Annotated in this window: 15 protein-coding genes; all 15 read left to right on the forward strand. The window is 72.5% G+C overall.

Going from position 1 to position 18,459, the window contains the following annotated elements:
• Positions 1–20 precede the first annotated feature (20 nt).
• Positions 21–713, forward strand: coding sequence for a hypothetical protein (locus H1A17_RS29485; protein ID WP_145922689.1), 693 nt, complete (start codon positions 21–23; stop codon positions 711–713).
• A 147-nt stretch (positions 714–860) separates the two neighbouring features.
• On the forward strand, positions 861–1,322 hold the full coding sequence (locus H1A17_RS29490) for a DUF948 domain-containing protein (protein WP_088647310.1): 462 nt from the start codon (positions 861–863) through the stop codon (positions 1,320–1,322).
• A 34-nt stretch (positions 1,323–1,356) separates the two neighbouring features.
• A complete protein-coding gene (locus H1A17_RS29495) occupies positions 1,357–1,662 on the forward strand; it encodes a hypothetical protein (protein WP_067312326.1) in 306 nt (101 codons plus the stop codon).
• On the forward strand, positions 1,659–4,337 hold the full coding sequence (gene alaS / locus H1A17_RS29500) for an alanine--tRNA ligase (protein ID WP_194823423.1): 2,679 nt from the start codon (positions 1,659–1,661) through the stop codon (positions 4,335–4,337). The genes H1A17_RS29495 and alaS overlap by 4 nt, the downstream gene beginning before the upstream one ends.
• Before the next feature lie 72 nt (positions 4,338–4,409).
• Positions 4,410–4,871, forward strand: a complete 462-nt coding sequence (gene ruvX / locus H1A17_RS29505; protein ID WP_145918906.1) for a Holliday junction resolvase RuvX — start codon at positions 4,410–4,412, stop codon at positions 4,869–4,871.
• A complete protein-coding gene (mltG, locus tag H1A17_RS29510) occupies positions 4,868–6,103 on the forward strand; it encodes an endolytic transglycosylase MltG (RefSeq protein WP_145918907.1) in 1,236 nt (411 codons plus the stop codon). The genes ruvX and mltG overlap by 4 nt, the downstream gene beginning before the upstream one ends.
• Positions 6,100–6,909, forward strand: a complete 810-nt coding sequence (locus H1A17_RS29515; RefSeq protein WP_145918908.1) for a shikimate dehydrogenase — start codon at positions 6,100–6,102, stop codon at positions 6,907–6,909. The genes mltG and H1A17_RS29515 overlap by 4 nt, the downstream gene beginning before the upstream one ends.
• Before the next feature lie 214 nt (positions 6,910–7,123).
• Positions 7,124–8,632 (forward strand): glycoside hydrolase family 16 protein, encoded by a 1,509-nt coding sequence (locus tag H1A17_RS29520; RefSeq protein ID WP_194823424.1) that lies wholly within the window; start codon positions 7,124–7,126, stop codon positions 8,630–8,632.
• A 115-nt stretch (positions 8,633–8,747) separates the two neighbouring features.
• Entirely contained in the window at positions 8,748–9,983 is a 1,236-nt protein-coding gene (locus H1A17_RS29525) for a hypothetical protein (protein ID WP_194823425.1), read from the forward strand.
• Positions 9,984–10,300: 317 nt separating this feature from the next.
• Positions 10,301–11,140 (forward strand): phosphatase PAP2 family protein, encoded by an 840-nt coding sequence (locus tag H1A17_RS29530; protein ID WP_194823426.1) that lies wholly within the window; start codon positions 10,301–10,303, stop codon positions 11,138–11,140.
• A gap of 89 nt (positions 11,141–11,229) precedes the next feature.
• The gene (locus tag H1A17_RS35705; RefSeq protein ID WP_145918912.1) at positions 11,230–12,174 is read left to right on the forward strand and encodes a glycosyltransferase; all 945 of its coding nucleotides are present in this window, start codon (positions 11,230–11,232) and stop codon (positions 12,172–12,174) included.
• Between the two features lie 133 nt (positions 12,175–12,307).
• The gene (locus H1A17_RS29540; protein WP_145922690.1) at positions 12,308–14,314 is read left to right on the forward strand and encodes a delta-60 repeat domain-containing protein; all 2,007 of its coding nucleotides are present in this window, start codon (positions 12,308–12,310) and stop codon (positions 14,312–14,314) included.
• A 190-nt stretch (positions 14,315–14,504) separates the two neighbouring features.
• Entirely contained in the window at positions 14,505–16,148 is a 1,644-nt protein-coding gene (locus tag H1A17_RS29545; protein ID WP_145918913.1) for a hypothetical protein, read from the forward strand.
• Entirely contained in the window at positions 16,141–17,070 is a 930-nt protein-coding gene (locus H1A17_RS29550; RefSeq protein ID WP_145918914.1) for a glycosyltransferase family A protein, read from the forward strand. Before H1A17_RS29545 ends, H1A17_RS29550 begins: the two co-directional genes overlap by 8 nt.
• On the forward strand, positions 17,063–18,459 hold a 1,397-nt coding region (locus H1A17_RS29555; protein WP_194823427.1), incomplete at its 3' end, for an O-antigen ligase. The genes H1A17_RS29550 and H1A17_RS29555, both read left to right, overlap by 8 nt.

Consider the following 18,459-nt stretch of genomic DNA (forward strand, 5'->3'; position numbering starts at 1 on the left):
GCGCTCCGGCCGGCGGGCCGTTGCGCCCGGCCACCGCGGACGACGCGTCCGACGTCGACCCCGACGCGCCCGCCGAGCCGCGCCGCCGCTCGGGGGAGCGGCGTCGGCTGCGGCTGGGAGTCCTGGTGCTGGTCAGCGTGGTGCTCCTCGGGGCGCTCCCGCTCTATTTCGGGATGCGGACGCTGAGCCGGGACCCGGTCTTCGACACCCTCGACGAGTTGGGGGTGCCCGGCTGGGCGACGACGAAGACGGTCGACAACGTCAGTGGCAGCCGCTGGTGCCTGCAGGACTGCCGGTTGCGGGAGCGCACCGTGGAGTCCGACCGCGCGCCGGAGGAGACCGCCCGGGTCTATGAGCAGTCCCTGCGGGCGGAGGGCTGGCGGCGGTGGGAGGTCACCCGCTGCCCGGAGCAGCCGGCCAAGGGCAGCTACACCTGCTGGCGGCGCGACGAACTGACCCTCGACCTGTGGGTGCGGGAGCCGACCTGTGCGGCACCGCAGGCGAGCGGGGACCCGGCGGCGCCGCCGGCCACCCCGGTCCCGCCCGCGGCAGGGGAGTGCACCGGCTCGTTGGTCTCGGTGAAGGTCCGTAACGCGATCGACGACGAGCGGACCCGGCCACAGCCGAGCACCGACCCGTCACTGACCGGTGAGGACCCGTTCCCGACGATCACCGATGATCCGCTCGGCGATCTGACACGCTCACCATCCTGAGCCGGTTTCCATCACGGACGGTAGGGTCTGGGGCTGGCAGGCCCGCCTGCTCCCGATGACCCCGTGCGGGTCACGCCGCGACGGCGGGATTCCGGGTCGCGTGTTCCGGGGCGTCGGGCCCCGGAACCCTGCTTGAGGAGGACTTGCGTGGATGGTGGACAGATCGCTGCGCTGATCGCGGCCGGCGCGTTCCTGATGCTGGTGCTCGTGCTGGCGGTGCCGATCCTGCGGCTGCGGCACACCGTGGACGCGACGACCCGGATGATCAACGACCTCAACGAGCAGACCGCCCCGCTGCTGGGGGACGTGAACACCACGGTGAAGAACGTCAACGTCGCCCTGGAGCAGGTGCAGACCTCCCTCGACGGGGTGAACCTCCAGCTCGCCAAGGTCGACACGATGACCAGCCACGCGCAGAACGTCACCGCCAACGTGGCGAACCTGGCCACCGTCGTCTCGGCCGCCGCGGCGAACCCGCTGGTGAAGGTGGCGGCCTTCGGGTACGGCGTCCGCCGGGCCGCGTCGGCACGGCGGACCGCGGAGACCGAGCGTGAGGTGCGCGACACCATCAAGCAGCAGCGTCGGGCCGCCCGGCGCGGCAACCGCTGACCCCGGGCCGGCGGCGCACAGGAGGATAGGGGACATGAGGCGACTTTTCTGGCTCGGTATCGGGCTGGCCGTGGGCGTGGTGGTGGTCCGTAAGGCCACCCGGACGGCCCAGGCGTACACCCCGGCGGGGATCGCCAGTGGGCTGTCCGAATCCGCTGGCGGTCTGGTCGAGTCGCTGCGTAGCTTCGTGGAGGACGTACGGATCGGGATGGCCGAGCGCGAGCAGGAGATCCACGAGGCGTTCGCCCGGGGTGAGGCGTTCGACGACCAGTTCGCCGAGCTGCGGGAGGACCCGCGCATCGGTGACCGAGAGATCTTTCCGGAGGAACCCCAGCGATGAAGACGGCGGAGATCAAGCGGCGGTATCTCGCCCACTTCGAGGCGAACGGGCACACCGTGGTGCCGTCCGCTCCGCTGCCCGCCATCAGCGACCCGAACCTGTTGTTCGTCAACGCCGGCATGGTGCAGTTCGTCCCGTACTTCCTGGGGCAGCAGACCCCGGCGTACCGGCGGGCGGTGAGCGTGCAGAAGTGCCTGCGTACGCCGGACATCGACGAGGTCGGCAAGACCAGCCGGCACGGCACGTTCTTCCAGATGAACGGCAACTTCTCCTTCGGCGACTACTTCAAGGCCGGGGCGATCCCGCTGGCCTGGGACCTGGTGACCAAGCCGGTCGCCGAGGGTGGTTACGGGCTGGACGGCGAGCGGGTCTGGCCGACGGTCTACCTCGACGACGACGAGGCGTTCGAGATCTGGCGCTCGGTGGGGGTGCCGGCGGAGCGGATCGTGCGTCGGGGCAAGGCGGACAACTTCTGGTCGATGGGCATTCCCGGCCCGTGCGGCCCGTGCTCGGAGCTGTTCTACGACCGGGGTCCGGAGTACGGCCGCGAGGGCGGCCCGGCGGTCGACGAGGACCGCTACATGGAGTTCTGGAACCTGGTCTTCATGCAGTACGAGCGGGGTCCGGGCAGCGGGAAGGAGGACTTCCCGATCCTGGGTGACCTGCCGGCGCAGAACATCGACACCGGCATGGGCCTGGAGCGGATGGCCTCGATCCTGCAGGGCGTGGACAACCTGTACGAGATCGACGAGGTGCGGCCGATCCTGGACCGGGCGGCGGAGCTGACCGGCAAGCGGTACGGCGCGCACTCGGGGCACGTGGCGAGCGAGTCGCATCCGGACGACGTCCGGCTGCGGGTGGTGGCCGACCACGTGCGGACCGCGCTGATGCTGATCGGCGACGGGGTGACCCCGAGTAACGAGGGGCGCGGTTACGTGCTGCGCCGGATCATGCGTCGGGCGATCCGGGCGGTGCGGCTGCTGGGCTGGCAGGAGCGGGCGCTGCCGGAGCTGCTGCCGGTGGCCCGGGACTGCATGTCCCCGTCGTACCCGGAGCTGGCGGAGGAGTTCGACCGGATCTCGCAGTACGCGTACGCGGAGGAGGACGCGTTCCTGTCGACGTTGCGGGCGGGGACCACGATCCTGGACACCGCGATCGCGGAGACCCGCTCGGCGGGTAAGCCGGCGCTGTCGGGTGAGAAGGCGTTCCAGCTGCACGACACGTACGGCTTCCCGATCGACCTGACCCTGGAGATCGCCGCCGAGCAGGGCCTGCAGGTCGACGCGGAGGGTTTCCGCCGGCTGATGGCCGACCAGCGCAGCCGGGCGAAGGCCGACGCGCAGGCCCGCAAGACGGGGCACACCGACGTGTCGGCGTACCGGTCGGTGCGTGACGACGGCGGCGAGGTGGAGTTCACCGGCTACACCGAGTTGCAGCGGGAGTCCCGGGTCCGGGCGCTGCTGCGTGGTGGGGCGACGGTGGGCGCGGCGGTCGAGGGGGAGACGGTCGAGCTGGTGCTCGACACCACCCCGTTCTACGCCGAGGGCGGCGGTCAGCAGCCCGACCAGGGGCTGATCACGGTCGGTGCCGGCCAGGTCGAGGTCTTCGACGTGCAGCAGCCGGTGCCGGGGCTGATCGTGCACCGGGCGAAGGTGGTCCGGGGCGAGGTGCGGGCCGGCGAGACCGGTTACGCGGAGATCGACGTGACCCGCCGCCGGGCGATCTCCCGGTCGCACACGGCGACCCACCTGGTGCACCAGACGATGCGCAACTTCCTCGGTGAGTCGGCGACCCAGGCGGGTTCGTTGAACGCGCCGGGCCGGCTGCGGTTCGACTTCAACACCCCGACCGGGGTGTCGCCGAGCGTGCTGCACGACGTGGAGCAGCAGGTCAACGAGGTGCTGCTGGCGGATCTGGAGGTCAACGCCTTCATCACCACCCAGCAGGAGGCGCGGCGGATCGGCGCGATGGCGCTGTTCGGCGAGAAGTACGGCGAGCGGGTGCGGGTCGTCGAGGTCGGCGACTACGCCCGGGAGCTGTGCGGCGGCACCCACGTGGCCCGTTCGGCGCAGCTCGGCCTGGTGAAGATCCTCTCCGAGTCGTCGGTCGGTTCCGGGGTCCGCCGGATCGAGGCGCTGGTCGGGATGGACGCGTTCGGTTTCCTGGCCCGTGAGCACCTGCTGGTGTCCCGGCTGGCGGAGCTGTTCCGGGTGCCCGGCGAGCAGGTCGCCGACCGGGTGGAGCAGACCGTCACCCAGTTGCGTGACGCCGAGAAGGAGCTGGAGAAGCTCCGCGCCCAGTTGGTGCTGGGCGGGGCGGCGGCGCTGGCCGGGCAGGCGAAGGACGTCCGGGGGGTGGCGTACGTCGGCACCGAGGCGCCGGAGGGCGCGGCCGGCAACGACGTGCGGACCCTGGCCCAGGAGATCCGCGGCAAGATCGACCCGGCGCGGCCGGCCGTGGTGGCGGTGGCGGCCCGATCGAACGGCAAGGCATCCCTGGTGGTGGCGGTGAACGCGGCGGCCCGTGGGCGTGGCCTGGCGGCGAACGACCTGGTCAAGGCGGCCTTCTCCGGGCGTGGTGGGGGCAGCCAGGACGTGGCGCAGGGCGGTGGCCTGCCCGCCGCCGAGGCGCCGAACCTGCTGCTCACGGTCGAGAAGGCGATCGCCGACGCGTGACGGTACAGCACCCGAGCCAGGGCGGACCCGAGCTGGTCCGCCCTGGCTCGTCACCGGGGAGGGTGACCATCCGTGAGTGAGTCGTCCCGTGGGGTCCGGTTGGGCGTCGACGTCGGGCAGGTCCGGGTGGGGGTGGCGCGGTCCGATCCGCACGGCATCCTGGCCACTCCGCTGGTCACCCTGGCCCGGGACGTGACCACCGGCGCGGACGCGGTGCCCAGCGATCTCGCCCAGCTCGCGCAGTTGGTCGTCGAGCACGAGGCCGTCGAGGTCGTCGTCGGTCTGCCGGTCAACCTGGCCGGTCGGCACGGTCCGGCGGCCCAGCACGTGTCGGCGTACGCGGGCCGGCTGGCGGAGGTGATCGCCCCGGTTCCGGTGACCCTCACCGACGAGAGGATGTCAACTGTCGTCGCGTCTCGTAGGCTTGCCGAGCGTGGCGTCCGGGGAAAGCGCCAACGTGCGGTGGTGGATCAGGCCGCCGCGGTCGAGATCCTGCAGAGCTGGCTGGAAGCGCAGCGGAGGCGGACGGAATGATCGACGATCTGGACCTCGGGTTCGACGAGCAGGAGAGGGGGGAGAAGGGCCGGCACCGGCGCGGCTTCGTCAACCGACGCAACGGCACGTCGGGCGGCGGCAAGTCGGGTGGCGGGGCCGGTAAGACCATCTTCGCTCTGCTGATGGCGCTGGTGCTGCTGGGCGGCATCGGCGGCGGGGCCTTCTACGGCTTCGACCGGATCCGTAACCATTTCATCACCCCGGACTTCGACGGGCCGGGCACCGGTGAGGCGCTTGTCGACGTCAAGCAGGGCGACACCGCCACCGACATCGGCAACTCCCTCTACGACGCCGGTGTGGTCAAGAGCACCAAGGCCTTCGTCGAGGCGGCCGACGACAACGCGCTCAGCAAGAACATCCAGGTCGGCCGGTACAAGGTCAAGAAGGAGATGCGCGCCACCGACGCGCTCGCCCTGTTGCTGGACCCGAAGAGCCGGGTGGTCAACGGGGTCACCATCCCCGAGGGCATGATCACCCTGGCCATCTACGACCTGCTGGCCAAGGAGACCAAGATTCCGGTCGCCGAGTTCAAGGCCGCCGCGAAGGACCCGGTCAAGTTGGGTGTGCCGGAGTTCTGGTTCAACCGCAAGGACGGCAAGAAGGGGCCGCGCAGCCTGGAGGGCTTCCTCTACCCGGCCACCTACGAGTTGCCGCCGAAGGCGACCGCCGCGCAGATCCTGTCGCTGATGGTGGACAAGTTCCTCGACGTGACCGGGGAGATGAAGTTCGTCGAGACGGTCGAGGCCGACCGGGGCATCTCGCCGTACGAGGCGTTGATCACCGCGTCGATCGCGCAGGCCGAGTCGGTCAACCACGTGGACATGCCGAAGGTGGCCCGGGTGATCTACAACCGGGTCTACACCGACCGCTACCACTGCAAGTGCCTGGAGATCGACAGCGCGATCAACTACTGGCTGCGGTTGCAGGGCAAGGACCCGAAGGATTCCGACATCCTCAAGCAGTCCGAGCTGAACGACCCGAAGAACCCGTACCGGACGCACGGCGCGGACGGGTTGACCATCACCCCGATCAGCAACCCCGGCGAGGACGCCCTCAAGGGGGCGATGAGCCCGCCCAACGGCACCTGGGTCTACTTCATGACCATCGACAAGAAGGGCACCATGGGCTACGGCACCACCGACGCCGAGTACCGGGGTCTCATCCGCAAGATGTGCACCAACGGCGTGCTGAGCGGAGAGAACTGCCGGTGAGGGCGGCGGTGCTCGGCCAGCCGATCGCGCACTCCCTCTCCCCGGTGATCCACAACGCGGGGTACGCCGCCGCCGGGCTCGACGGCTGGTCGTACACCCGGATCGAGTGCGGGGCGCAGGAGCTGCCGGCGCTGGTCACCGGCCTGGGCCCGGAGTGGGCCGGGCTGTCGGTGACCATGCCGGGCAAGGAGGCGGCGCTCGCGGTGGCGGCCACCGCGTCGCCGGTCGCCGCCGCCGTCGGCGCGGCCAACACGCTGGTCCGTCGGCCCGACGGTTCGTGGTACGCCGACAACACCGACGTCACCGGCATGGTGGACGTGCTGACCGGGGCCGGGGTGCGTCCCGGTGCCGCGGTGACGGTGCTCGGCGCCGGGGGCACCGCCCGCGCCGCCCTGGCCGCCGCCGCCCGGCTCGGCGCGACCACGGTGACGGTGGTGGCCCGGCGGGCGGAGGCGGTGGCGCAGTTGCGGCCGGTGGCGTCCGCCGTCGGGGTGGAACTGGTCCCGGCGGCATGGTCGGACGCCGCCGCGCACACCCGGGCCGACCTGGTCGTGGCCACCGTGCCCAAGGGGGTGGCCGACCCGATCGCGGCCGGGATCGACTGGGGACCGTCCACGGTGCTCTTCGACGCGTTGTACGACCCGTGGCCGACCCCGTTGGCGGCCTCGGCGCTGGCCGCCGGCCGGCGGGTGGTCTCCGGGCTGGATCTGCTGCTGGCCCAGGCCGTCGGCCAGTTCACCCAGTTCACCGGGGTGCCGGCTCCGGTCGACGCGATGCGCGCGGCGTTGGCGGCGGCCCGCCGCTGACCGGCGGCGGGTCGGCTGCACCGCATCGCCGACTTTCCGGTCAATCAGGCGTAACCTCGCCGAAGCGGCATTCGTTTGCTGGCCTGCCGAAAAGCAACCCCTGCTCTCTTATTCTTTGGTTAAGTCGTGTCGTCACTCCGATTTCCGACCTGCCACATCCAGCCGTGGTGGATACGCTGCTGCCGGTAATCGTCGCCCACCCGGGGAGTGTTCCTTGAGCCGGCACGGAATCCACCGCGCGCTTCCGGCCATCAGCGGTCGACGCAAGGCGGTCGTCCTCAGTGTCCTGAGCGTCACCGCAGTCGGCGGCATCACGGCCACCATGATGCCGTTGATCGCCGCCGAGGTGCCGCCGATCACGCTCGCCGCCGTCGCGGACACCACGGTCACCCAGGTCCCGCAGGACGGCGACAACGGGGTGAAGACCACCCTGGCCAGCTGCCCGCAGCTGTGCGACGGCAACCGCAACGGCCAGCGGGACGCGGTGCTGGAGTTCCAGGTGCGGGGCCTGCCCGCCGACGCGGTCGACGTCAAGGCGTCCCTGCGGGTGTACGCGTGGCAGCAGTTCTCCTCCCGGGTCCGGGCCCACGCCGCCCAGGGCACCGCCGTCGGTGCCGGCCAATGGGCCTACCGGCCCGCCCTCGGTCCGGTGCTGGCGGCCGTCGACCGGGTAACCCAGGGCTACAACGAGTGGGACGTCTCCGCCGCCGTCCAGGGCAACGGCCCGGTCACCTTCGCGTTGACCCAGGAGAACTGGAACACCCGGATCTACTGGGCGTCGCGGGAGAACGCCAAGGCCGCCATCAGGCCGAGCCTGGTGCTGACCTACCAGCGCAGCGACCGGTCGCCGACCCGCCCGCCGGCCACCACGGCGGCGCCGACCACCGCCGCCCCGACGCCGTCGCCGACCCGGCCGTCGCCGTCGCCGACGCCGAGCCGGACGGTCAGCCCGCCCGCGCCGACCACGGCCGCGCCGCGCCCGACGCCGACCGTCCGCCCCGGCACCGACGTGCCCGGCTGGCGGCTGGTCTGGTCCGACGAGTTCACCGGGCCGACGGTCGACCTCAAGCGGTGGAACCTGCGCGACAACGAGGGCCGCGACATCGACAAGGGGTGCAACGTCGACGACCCGGACAACACCTTCGTCGCCGACGGGGTGCTGACGCTGCGGGCCCAGCGGGAGACCGCGGTGTGCAGCTCGCAGACCCGGCAGTACACCCAGAGTTACCTGGACACCATCGGCAAGGCGTCGTTCACGTACGGCCGGTTCGAGATGCGGGCGAAGTCGCCCAACGGTCCGACCGACTCCAAGGGGCTCTGGCCGGCGTTCTGGCTGCGTCCCGACGACGGCGGCAAGGGTGAGATCGACGTGGTGGAGCTGCCCGGCGGGGCGTCCCTGCACGGTGCCGCCACCCAGGCGATCTTCTACGACTACACGCCGGTCAAGCAGGACCAGCGGTGGGACTTCCCGACCGGCTACCCGGGTGACGGCTTCCACACGTACACCACGGAGTGGGAGCCGGGGGTGATCCGCTGGTACATCGACGGCCGGCAGGTCTGGCAGCGGGACCGCAGCACCACCCCGTGGTTCGACGAGGCGTTCAACAAGCCGTTCAACCTGCGGCTGAACTTCCAGGTCGGCGGCTGGCTGGGTGACCCCGACGCGGCCACCCGCTTCCCGGCCGACTTCCGGGTCGACTACGTCCGCGTCTGGCAACGCTGAACCGCCCGGCACCTCGTACGCCGCCCGGTGGGCCCCGGCCCGCCGGGCGGCGGCTTGTCCGCTGCCCCTATCGTGTCCGCCAGCGCGCGGCGGTCGGGCGGGACAGGTGGAGGGCATGACGGTGGCGACGGACCCACGGACCCGGCACGACGGCCTGGGCTGGGTGACCCGGGCCATCTTCGCCGACCCCCGGATCTGGCTCGGCACGCCGCCCGACCCGGTGCCCGCCACCCACCGCCCGGTCGCCCGGTACGCCGTGGTGCCCTCGGCGGAGCGGGCCCGGTTCCTGCTCCCGCTCGCCTCCCGGCGGGTGGGAGCGGCGTCGACGCTGGCGTACAACGCGCTGCGCCCGCCCCGGGTGCGGGCCAACCGGTTGGCCGTCGGTGTGCTGGCCGGGCTCGGGGCGACCGGGCTGGCCCGGATGCCGGTGCTGACCGTGGCGCTGCCCACCGACGCCGACCCGGCCGAGCTGCTGCTCGCCGTGCACCTGGGCCGGCTGGCGGGCCGGCCGCTGCACGCCGCGATCGGCATCCGTCCCCCCGACCCGCACCACAAGCCGACGTTGCAGCTATTCGACGACCGGGGCGTCGCGCGGGCGTACGCGAAGATCGGGTGGAACGACGCGACCCGGGCGATGGTCCGCGCGGAGGCCGCCGCGCTGCGGGAGCTGCCCCGCGACGGCGGTGACTTCCCGGACGTGCCCCGGCTGCTGCGCGAGGTGGACTGGGGTGACCTGGCGGTGACCCTGGTCGAGCCGATGCCGGCCCGGGTACGCCGTCCCCGCCACCCGCTGCGCCCCGAGGTGGCCGCGATGCTGGCGGTGGCCCGGCGCGGTGGCCCGCCGTCGGCACCCCGACCGCTGCGCGGTTCGGCGTTCCTGGCCGACCTGACCGCGCGGGCCGGGGCCGCCGGTGGTCCGGTGGTCGCGGCGGTGGCCGCCCTGGCCGCCCGCGACGGCGACCGGCCGGTGGAGTTCGGCCACTGGCACGGCGACTGGGTGCCGTGGAACCTCGGCCGGCACCGGGGGCGGCTGGTCGTCTGGGACTGGGAGAACAGCGGCGCCGACCGGCCGCTCGGCTTCGATCTCGCCCATCAGGGCTTCCAGAGCGCCCTGTCGCTGCACGGCCGGGACGTCGCGGGGGCGACCGGGGAGATGACCGGGATGCTGGACCGGCACGGTGCCGCGTTCGGCCTGGACCCGGCGGGGCGTCGGTTCGTCGCCGACGCGTATCTCGTCGAGCTGTGGTTGCGGACGGCGGAACTCGCCGCTGGTGGGGGTGGCTGGAGTGCCATCCTGCATCCCGCCCTGCTGCACACCCTCGCCGACCGGCTGGGTTCACCCCGCCCCTGACCGGCGGCGTCTCCCGCTGGCTGGGACGACTGTCGGGGTCCCGACCGGAAAAACGGCGAAAAGCCACACTGCCGTCACCGCTGCTACCGAACCCACCTCACGTTCCACTAGGGTGACCCCACTCGATCACCACTGGCCGGCGACGGCGTGGTCGGTCCGGCCCGGGACGACGTGGGGACCTCGTCCGGGGCACAGGGTGTGGGGAGGCCCGGCCGACGGCCGGCACAATCAGGGAGCACGATGGGATCGTCACGTGTCATTCAGCCCGGGGTGGACCATGCCCCGGTCACCGGCCGTGCGACTGGCGGTCACTCCCGGTGACCATCGTCTACGTGCTGGCCGTCCTGGCCGTGCTGGTGCCGCTGCTGGTCGTCCCGGTGCTGGCGTCGCGGTGGATGTCGGCCGTCGACACCGGCCGGACCGCCGAACGGTTCCGGATCGCCCTGGCCGGGCTGACCGCAGCGTTCGGCCGGGTCGGCGCGGCCGTGGTGGTGCTGCTGGCCGGCGCGGCGGCGGTCGTCGCCGTCTGCTGGCCGCTCGGTGAGGCGATCTCCCGGCTCGAACCCCACGTCGACCACCCGGTCTTCGACTACGTGCACGCCCACCGGGTCGGCTTCTGGGAAGACGTCAACCTGTTCATCTCCCCGATCGGCGACCGCTACCCGCTCAAGTGGGTGACCGTGGTGGCCGCGATCGGCTTCGCCATCGCCTGGCGTCGCCGCCGCTGGTGGATCCCGCTGGTGGCGATGCCGTTGCAGTTCGTCGTCGAGCAGTACACCCAGACGATCCTCGCGAAGGTCGTCGACCGGGGTCACCCGCCGACCGACCTGGGCACCTACCCCTCCGGCGGCTGTGGCCGGGTGCTGATGACCTTCGGCACCATCCTGGTGCTGGCCGCGCTGACCTGGCGGCTGCCGCGCCGGGTGCTGATCGGCCTGGTCACCGCCCTGGCCGTGCTGGTCTCGGTGGAGGGCTACACCCGCATCTACGCCGAGAAGCACTGGCTCACCGACGTGTTCGGCGGGTGGTTCTTCGGCACCCTGCTGACCGGCGTGATGGTGCTCGCCGTGCTGGTCGCCGACGGTCGGGTCCGCCGACCCGCGGCCCCGGCGCCGACGACCACCGCCGACGACGACCGGATGTTGACCGGCACCTGACCCGTACCCCCGTCCGGTGGGCGCGACCCGTCCCCGCGCCGTCCGGACCCGGCCCCCACCACTCCTCGCACAGAAGTTGGGCCACCGACGTGACCACCCTCCTCGTCGCCTCCACCGGTGGGCACCTAGCCGAGCTGCACGACCTGCTGCCCCGGCTCGGGGTGCAGCACGACTGCGTCTGGGCGACGTTCGACTCCCCGCAGAGCCGGTCGCTGCTCGACGGCCACGAGGTCATCCACGTGCCTCCGGCGAGCACCCGCGACCCGGTCGGCGCGCTGCGCGACCTGCTGGCCGCCCGCCGGGTGCTCTGCGGCGGGCGGTTCCGCCGGGTGATCAGCACCGGTGCCAGCGTCGCCATGTCGTTCTTCCTGCCCGCCGCCCGGCACGGCCTGGACTGCCACTACATCGAGAGCGCCACCCGCACCGTCGGCCCGTCGCTGACCGGCCGGCTGGTCGCCCGGGTGCCCCGGACCCGGCTCTACACGCAGTACCCGGGCTGGGCGGACGGCCGGTGGCGCTACGGCGGCTCCATCTTCGACGGATACGCGCCCGCGCCCGCCACCCCGCGCCCGGTCTCCAAGATCGTGGTGACCCTCGGCACCCAGGACCGCTTCGGCTTCCCGCGTCTGCTGCAACGCCTGGTCGACGTGGTGCCCGCCGAGGCGGAGGTGCTCTGGCAGGTCGGCGCGACCCGGATCCCCCGGATGCCGGCCGGGGCCCGCCGGCAGGTGCCGTACGCCGAGATGCAGCAGGCGATGCGGGAGGCCGACGTGATCGTCACCCACGCCGGGGTGGGGTCGGCGCTGGCCGCGATGCGCGCCGGCCACCGCGCCGTCTACGTGCCGCGCCGGGCCCGGCACGGTGAACACGTCGACGACCACCAGGTGGAGATGGCCCGGGAACTCGACCGGCGCGGACTGGTGCTGGCCCGGGAAGCCGACGCCGTCAGCACCGACGATCTGACCCGGGCGGCCGCCTGGACGGTGACCGCCACCGGTGCCGTTCCGGCGTTCCGGTGGGCGGAGGCGGCATGAGGTCGACCGGGGACGGCAGCCCGGTGGCGGGCTCCGCCGGTCGATGCGCGATTCTCGTCCTGCGTGGGTCGTCCGGACGCGACCCGTACGGCAGGACAGGGCCGAGCCGGTGGCGGAGCGGACCGGTCGGTTGATGGTGGGAAATGTCCGGGCAGAGCAAGCTACGCACGATCTCACTTCATTATTGGGGGCGCCAGTGCTTCACAGAACGTCTCGACCGGTGTGGCGGCGGTGGTTCGCCGCGCTCGCCGCACCGGTGCTCGCGGTCGGCCTGCTGGCCGCGCCCGCCCACGCGGCGGACCTCACCCCGGTAACCAGCACCCTCACGTCGGCCAACCCGGCGGACAACATTCCGCACGCGCAGGACGGCGACACCAAGGCGTTCGCCGAGATCGGTAACACGATCTACGTGGGTGGCTCGTTCACCTCGGTCAAGGCCGCCGGGGGCACCAGCTGGACCTCCCGCAACTACCTGTTCGCCTACGACCGGACCAGCGGCGCGCTCAAGGCCGACTTCAGCCCGACGCTCGACGGCGCGGTGCACGCCCTCGCCGCCAGCCCCGACGGCAAGCTGATCGTCGGTGGCGCGTTCAAGACCGTCAACGGGGTCAGCCGCAAGAACCTCGTCCAGCTCGACCCGGTGACCGGCGCGACGGTCGCCAGCTGGGTCGGCCGCAGCGACGGCGGCCTGGTCCGCCGCACCGTCGTGGTCGGCAACAAGCTCTACATCGCCGGCGCGTTCCACTGGGTCAACGGCACCGAGCACTCGCTGCTGGCCCGGCTCGACGCGACCACCGGCGCGATCGACCCGAGCTTCCAGATCGACGCCAGCGTCGCCCGCGCCAGCAGCGAGCTGGTCTGGGGCCTGGCCGTCGCCCCCGACGGCAAGACCCTGGTCGCGGTGGGCAACTTCACCGAGGTCAACGGCCAGCCCCGCAACCAGGTGGTGGTCGTCGACCTGGACGGCACCCCGACGGTCGCCAACTGGAGCACCCAGCGCTACGTGGCCCCCTGCTACAGCGGCTCGTTCCCGTTCTACGCCCGCGACGTCGACTTCTCCGACGACGGCACGTACTTCGTGATCATCGCCGACGGCGGCCGGGGCGACGGGGCGTACTGTGACGCCATCGCCCGGTTCGAGACCGCCGACCGGGGCACGGCCATGGACGCCACCTGGGTCAACTACACCGGCACCGACTCGGTGACCTCCGTCGAGGTGGCCGACAACGTGGTCTACGTCGGCGGTCACTTCCGCTGGCTGAGCAACGCCAACGGCAACGACTCGGCCGGCAGCGGCGCGATCAACCGGTTCGGGCTCGGCGCGCTGGACCCGATCAACGGCCTGCCGCTGGTCTGGAACCCGACCCGGTCGGGCGCCCCGGCGGGCACCACCACCTGGGGCCCGATCATGTGGGAGCTGTGGCGGGGCAGCACCGGCCTCTACGCCGGCTTCGACTCCGACGGTCTCGGCAACGAGTACCACGGGCGGCTGGGCCTGTTCCCGCTCGCCGGTGGGCGTACCGTCGCGGCGACCAACGCGCCGACGGCGTCGTCGGGCTACCTGTACGTCGGGACCGGCAACGGGCAGACCACCAAGGTGTCGTTCAACGGCAGCACCCTGGGTACGCCGGTGAGCAGCGCGCAGGCGAACCTCACCGCGGCCGGCGCGTCCTTCTCGCTCGGCAACAAGCTCTACTGGTCGAAGACCGACGCGACCGCCCCCGGCGGCAGCTACCTGGGTGTGTCGATGTTCACCGGCGGCACGGTGGGCGCACCCTGGGTGAGCAGCGGCTACAACGACTGGTTCAACCCCGCCACGATGGCCGGCGCGTTCTACCTCGACGGCCGGATGTACTACACCAAGGCCGGTACCAACAAGCTGTTCTACCGGTACCTGGAGCCCGACGGCTACATCGTCGGCTGCTCCGAGTTCACCCTGCCCAGCGTGGGCCTGAACTGGGGCAACGTGCGGGGCATGGCCTGGGTCAACGGTAAGATCGTCTACGGCAACACCAACGGCTCCCTGCGGGCCGTGCCGTTCGACGAGACCGCCGTCGACGGCGCCGCCTCGGTCGAGATCGCCCCGGCCGGCGGCGGCGTGGACTGGTCGAGCAAGACGCTGTTCTTCGCCACCTCCTGAGCCACACCTGCCACGGGCGGTCCGCCGGTGTCCCCGGGACACCGGCGGACCGCCCGCGGCGCAGGGGGACCGGTCGGCTGTCGACCACAGGTGAACGGTCGGCGACAATGGGACCACCAGCGGCTCGCACCGGGGCCGTCGTCGGCCCGAGCCGACCCGCCCACCCCCGCATCGCAAGAGGACCTGACTGATGGACGTGACCGACGTCACTCCCGCCCGGCAGCGCCCGGTCGGCCTGGCCGAGTTGGCCCGCATTCCGCTGCGGCGGTGGCGCACGGTGCTCGCCGCCACCGGGCTGGTGCTGTTACTGGTGGCCGCCTACCTGCTGGTCTTCCCGGCCACCTACACCGCCACCACCGCCGTGGTGGTCCGCCCGGTGGTCACCGACCCGTTCTCGGTGCCCTCCGGCGGCGCCGACCGGGCGGTCAACATGACCGCCGAGAGCGGGATCGCCACCAGCAACGACGTCATCGACAAGGTCGCCTCGATCACCGGCCGGGACACCACCGCCGTGGCCGACTCGCTCACCGTGGAGACGCCGGTCGGCGGGCAGGTGATGCGGTTCAGCTACGCCGGGCACAGCGAGGCCGAAGCGGTCGACGGCGCGAACGGCGCCGCCGAGTCGTACCTCGAACTGCGCAAGGGCATGTACGAGAACCAGCGCGCCGCGGTGCTCAAGTCGTACGACGAGACCATCGCCCTGGTCACCAGCCAGCGCACCACCACCCAGCGGTCGTTGCCGGCCAACCAGGGCTCGTCCAGCCCGTCGCCGCGCACCAGCGCCCTGCTCGACCAGTTGCGGGCGCTCAACGACCAGCTCGCCACCCTCGCCGAGCAGCGCTCCAAGATCGCCTCGGCGGATCTGAGCCCCGGTTCGGTCACCAGCGCCGCCCGCGCCCCCGTCCCGTCCAGCCGGGACGCCGCCCCGCTGATCCTGGTCGCCGGGCTCCTCGGCGGCCTGCTCGTCGGCGGCCTGGTCGCCTTCGTCCGGGAATCCATGGACCGCAGGGTCCGCACCGCCGGCGAGGCGTCCGCGCTGGTCGGCGCCCCGCTGCTGGGCACCGTCGGGCGGGACCGCTCAGGCCGGCTCTCCGACACCGACCTGCGCTACCTGGTGCTGGCCCTGGGCCGCTGGGTGGACGGGCCGACCCCGCTGCCCCTGGTCCTGCTCTCCAGCGCCGCCGACGAACAGCGGGAACAGGTCACCGCCGGGGTCGCCGCAGCGCTGGCCCAGGCCGGGCACGAGGTGCGCCTGGGCGTCGCCCCGGAGAGCCAGGACCGCATCCGGGCGCTGCTCACCGACGCCCAGCGCCGGCACCCGGCCGTCGAGCCGACCCGGCCCCGGGTGCCCCGCCCCCGGCCGATGCCCAGCAGCGTCCCGGCCCCGGCCGCCCCCACCCCGGTCACCGGCGGCAACCCGGAGGACACGATGGTCATCCAGCCGGTCCGCAAGCCCCGGCCGTTCCCCACCGACGACCCGAAGAACGGTGGCGTCTACCGCTCCACCACCACCTCGGCGGACAAGACCGAGATCATCCCCAGGGTGCTGCCCAAGGAGGCCCCCGCCACCGACGGCGAGCAGCTGCGCATCGGTGCCGGCGCGGTGCGTCTGGTCCCGCTGGAAGCCCCGGTGGCCGCCGGCGTCACCGTGATCGACGCCCCGCCCGCCCTGCACGACGAACGGGGTGTCCGGGCCGCCCGGGAGGGCCGGGCCGTGCTGGTCGCCGCCCGCGACAAGACCCGTACCGGCCGGCTGGGCCAACTGGTGGAACGGCTGCGCTCGGTCGGCGTCGAACCGGTCGGGTTCGTGGTGACGGGAGAGAAGCGTGACTGAGCCGACGACCACCGGGCACCCGCCGGTGACCGTGGTGATCGCCACCCGGGACCGGCCCGGACTGCTGGAGCGGGCCGTGGGCGCGGTACTCGGCCAGGACTACCCCGGGCCGGTGGAGTGCGTCGTCGTCTACGACCACACCGACCTGCGGGAGCTGGACGTCGACGTGCCGGCCGGGCGCACCCTGCGGTACGTCCACAACACCCACCGGCGCGGGCTGCCCGGTGGCCGCAACACCGGCTTCGACACCGCCACCGCCGACCTGATCGCCTTCTGCGACGACGACGACCACTGGCTGCCGGCGAAGCTGCGCCGGCAGGTGGAACTGCTGGCGCAGCGGCCCGACGCCGCCGCCGCGAGCTGCGGCATCCGGCTGGAGGGGCCGGGCATCGCCAAGGAACGGCAGCTCGACCGGGCCGAGGTCGGCCTGCCCGACTTCGTCGAGGACCGGATCATGGAGGTGCACTCCAGCACCATCCTCATCCGGCGCTCCACCTGGGAGGCCATCGGCCCGGTCGACGAGGAACTGCCCGGCGGCTACGGCGAGGACTACGAGTGGCTGCTGCGGATCGCCGGGCACGGCCCGGTGGTGATCGTGCCCGAGGTGCTGGTGGTGGTCGACTGGCACGGCGGCTCGTTCTTCTTCGGCCGGTGGGCGACCATCGTCGAGGCCACCCGCTACCTGCTCGACAAGCATCCCGAACTGGCCGGGAGCCGGGCCGGCCTGGCCCGGCTGCACGGGCAGATCGCGTTCGCGCTCGCCTCCGGCCGGCGGCGCGGTGAGGCGGTGCGGGAACTCGGCCGGGTGATCCGGCTCAACCCCCGGGAGAAGCGGGTGCTGGTGACCGTCCCGGTGGTGCTCGGGCTGCTGTCGGGGGAGCGGGTGCTCCAGCTCGCCCAGCGCCGGGGCCGGGGTGTCTGACCGGCGGGTGCCCGGGTCGCTCGCCGGGCCGCCGCCGCTGCCCACCTGGCCGCTGCTGGCCATGTTCGGGCTGGTCCCGCTCTGGTGGATGCTCGGCGGCTTCTACCTCGGCTGGTCGGTGTTCGGGGTGGTGCTGCTGGGCCTGCTGGTCACCCGGGGCCGGGTGGCGCTGCCCGCCGGCACCGCCTGCTGGCTGGTGCTGCTCGCCCTGGTGCTGCTGAGCTTCACCCGGCTCGACCGGGCCACCGCCTACCTGACCTCCGGGCTGCGCTTCGGCTTCATGCTGACCGCGCTGATCGTCTGCGTCTACGTCTACAACCTGGTCCGCGACGGCGTCCCCTGGGAGCAGGTGCTCCGCCCGCTCGGCTGGTACTGGCTGGGCGTGGTCGCCCTGGGCTGGCTGGCCGTGCTGGCACCCCGGTTCCAGCTCACCACCCCGGTGGAGATGCTGCTGCCGGGCAGCATGTCGGGGGAACGGTTCATCCAGGCGTTGACCCACGTGCGGGCCAACGAGTTCAACCCGGTCTCCCGGGCCCCGATCTACCGGACCGCCGCGCCCTACCCGTACACCAACAACTGGGGTACGGCGTACGCGCTGCTGGTGCCGTGCGTGCTGGCGTATCTGACCTCGGTGCGTACCGGCAAGTTCCGGGTGGCGCTGCTGGTGTCGTTGCCGCTGTCGATGGTGCCGGCGTTCATGACCCTCAACCGGGGCATGTTCCTCGGCCTCGGGGCCGGGCTGACCTACCTGGGCCTGCGGGCGCTGGTGCGGGGCAACGCCAAACTGATCGCCTCGATCGGCGGGCTGGTGCTGCTGGTCTGGGTGGTCAGCCTGGTGGTGCCGGTGCAGGAGCTGATCGACAACCGGGTCAGCAGCACCGACACCAACGTCGACCGGATGGACCTCTACGTCCGTACCCTCCAGGCCGTCGAACGCTCGCCGCTGCTCGGGTACGGCGCACCGAACAGCGTCGACACCACGCTGGCCGAGGAACCCCTGGGCACCCAGGGGATGATCTGGCAGGTGCTCTACAGCCACGGCATCCCGGCCCTGGTCGCCTTCCTGGCCTGGCTGGCGCTGATCGCCAAGCGGCTGGCCGGCGCGGTCTCCCCGGCCGGGCAGTGGCTGAGCACCATCCCGGTGATCGCCCTGGTGGTGATCCCGGTGTACGCCTACATCGACCCGAACATGTCGGTCATCTTCTTCGCGGTCGGGGCCGGGCTGGCGGCGGTCAGCGGGCCGGTGAACCGCGCGGTGACCCTCGCGCCGGGGGTCGTCGACGCCCGCGCGCCACGCCCCGCGACGGCCGGCTCCGGCGTACCGCCCTCGGCGACCGGTGGTGCGGCGACCGGCACCGTGGCGACCGGCGGTAGTGCCCCGGCGACCGG

The sequence above is a fragment of the Micromonospora sp. S-DT3-3-22 genome, assembly GCF_015354745.1.
Taxonomy (GTDB): Bacteria; Actinomycetota; Actinomycetes; order Mycobacteriales; family Micromonosporaceae; genus Micromonospora; species Micromonospora wenchangensis.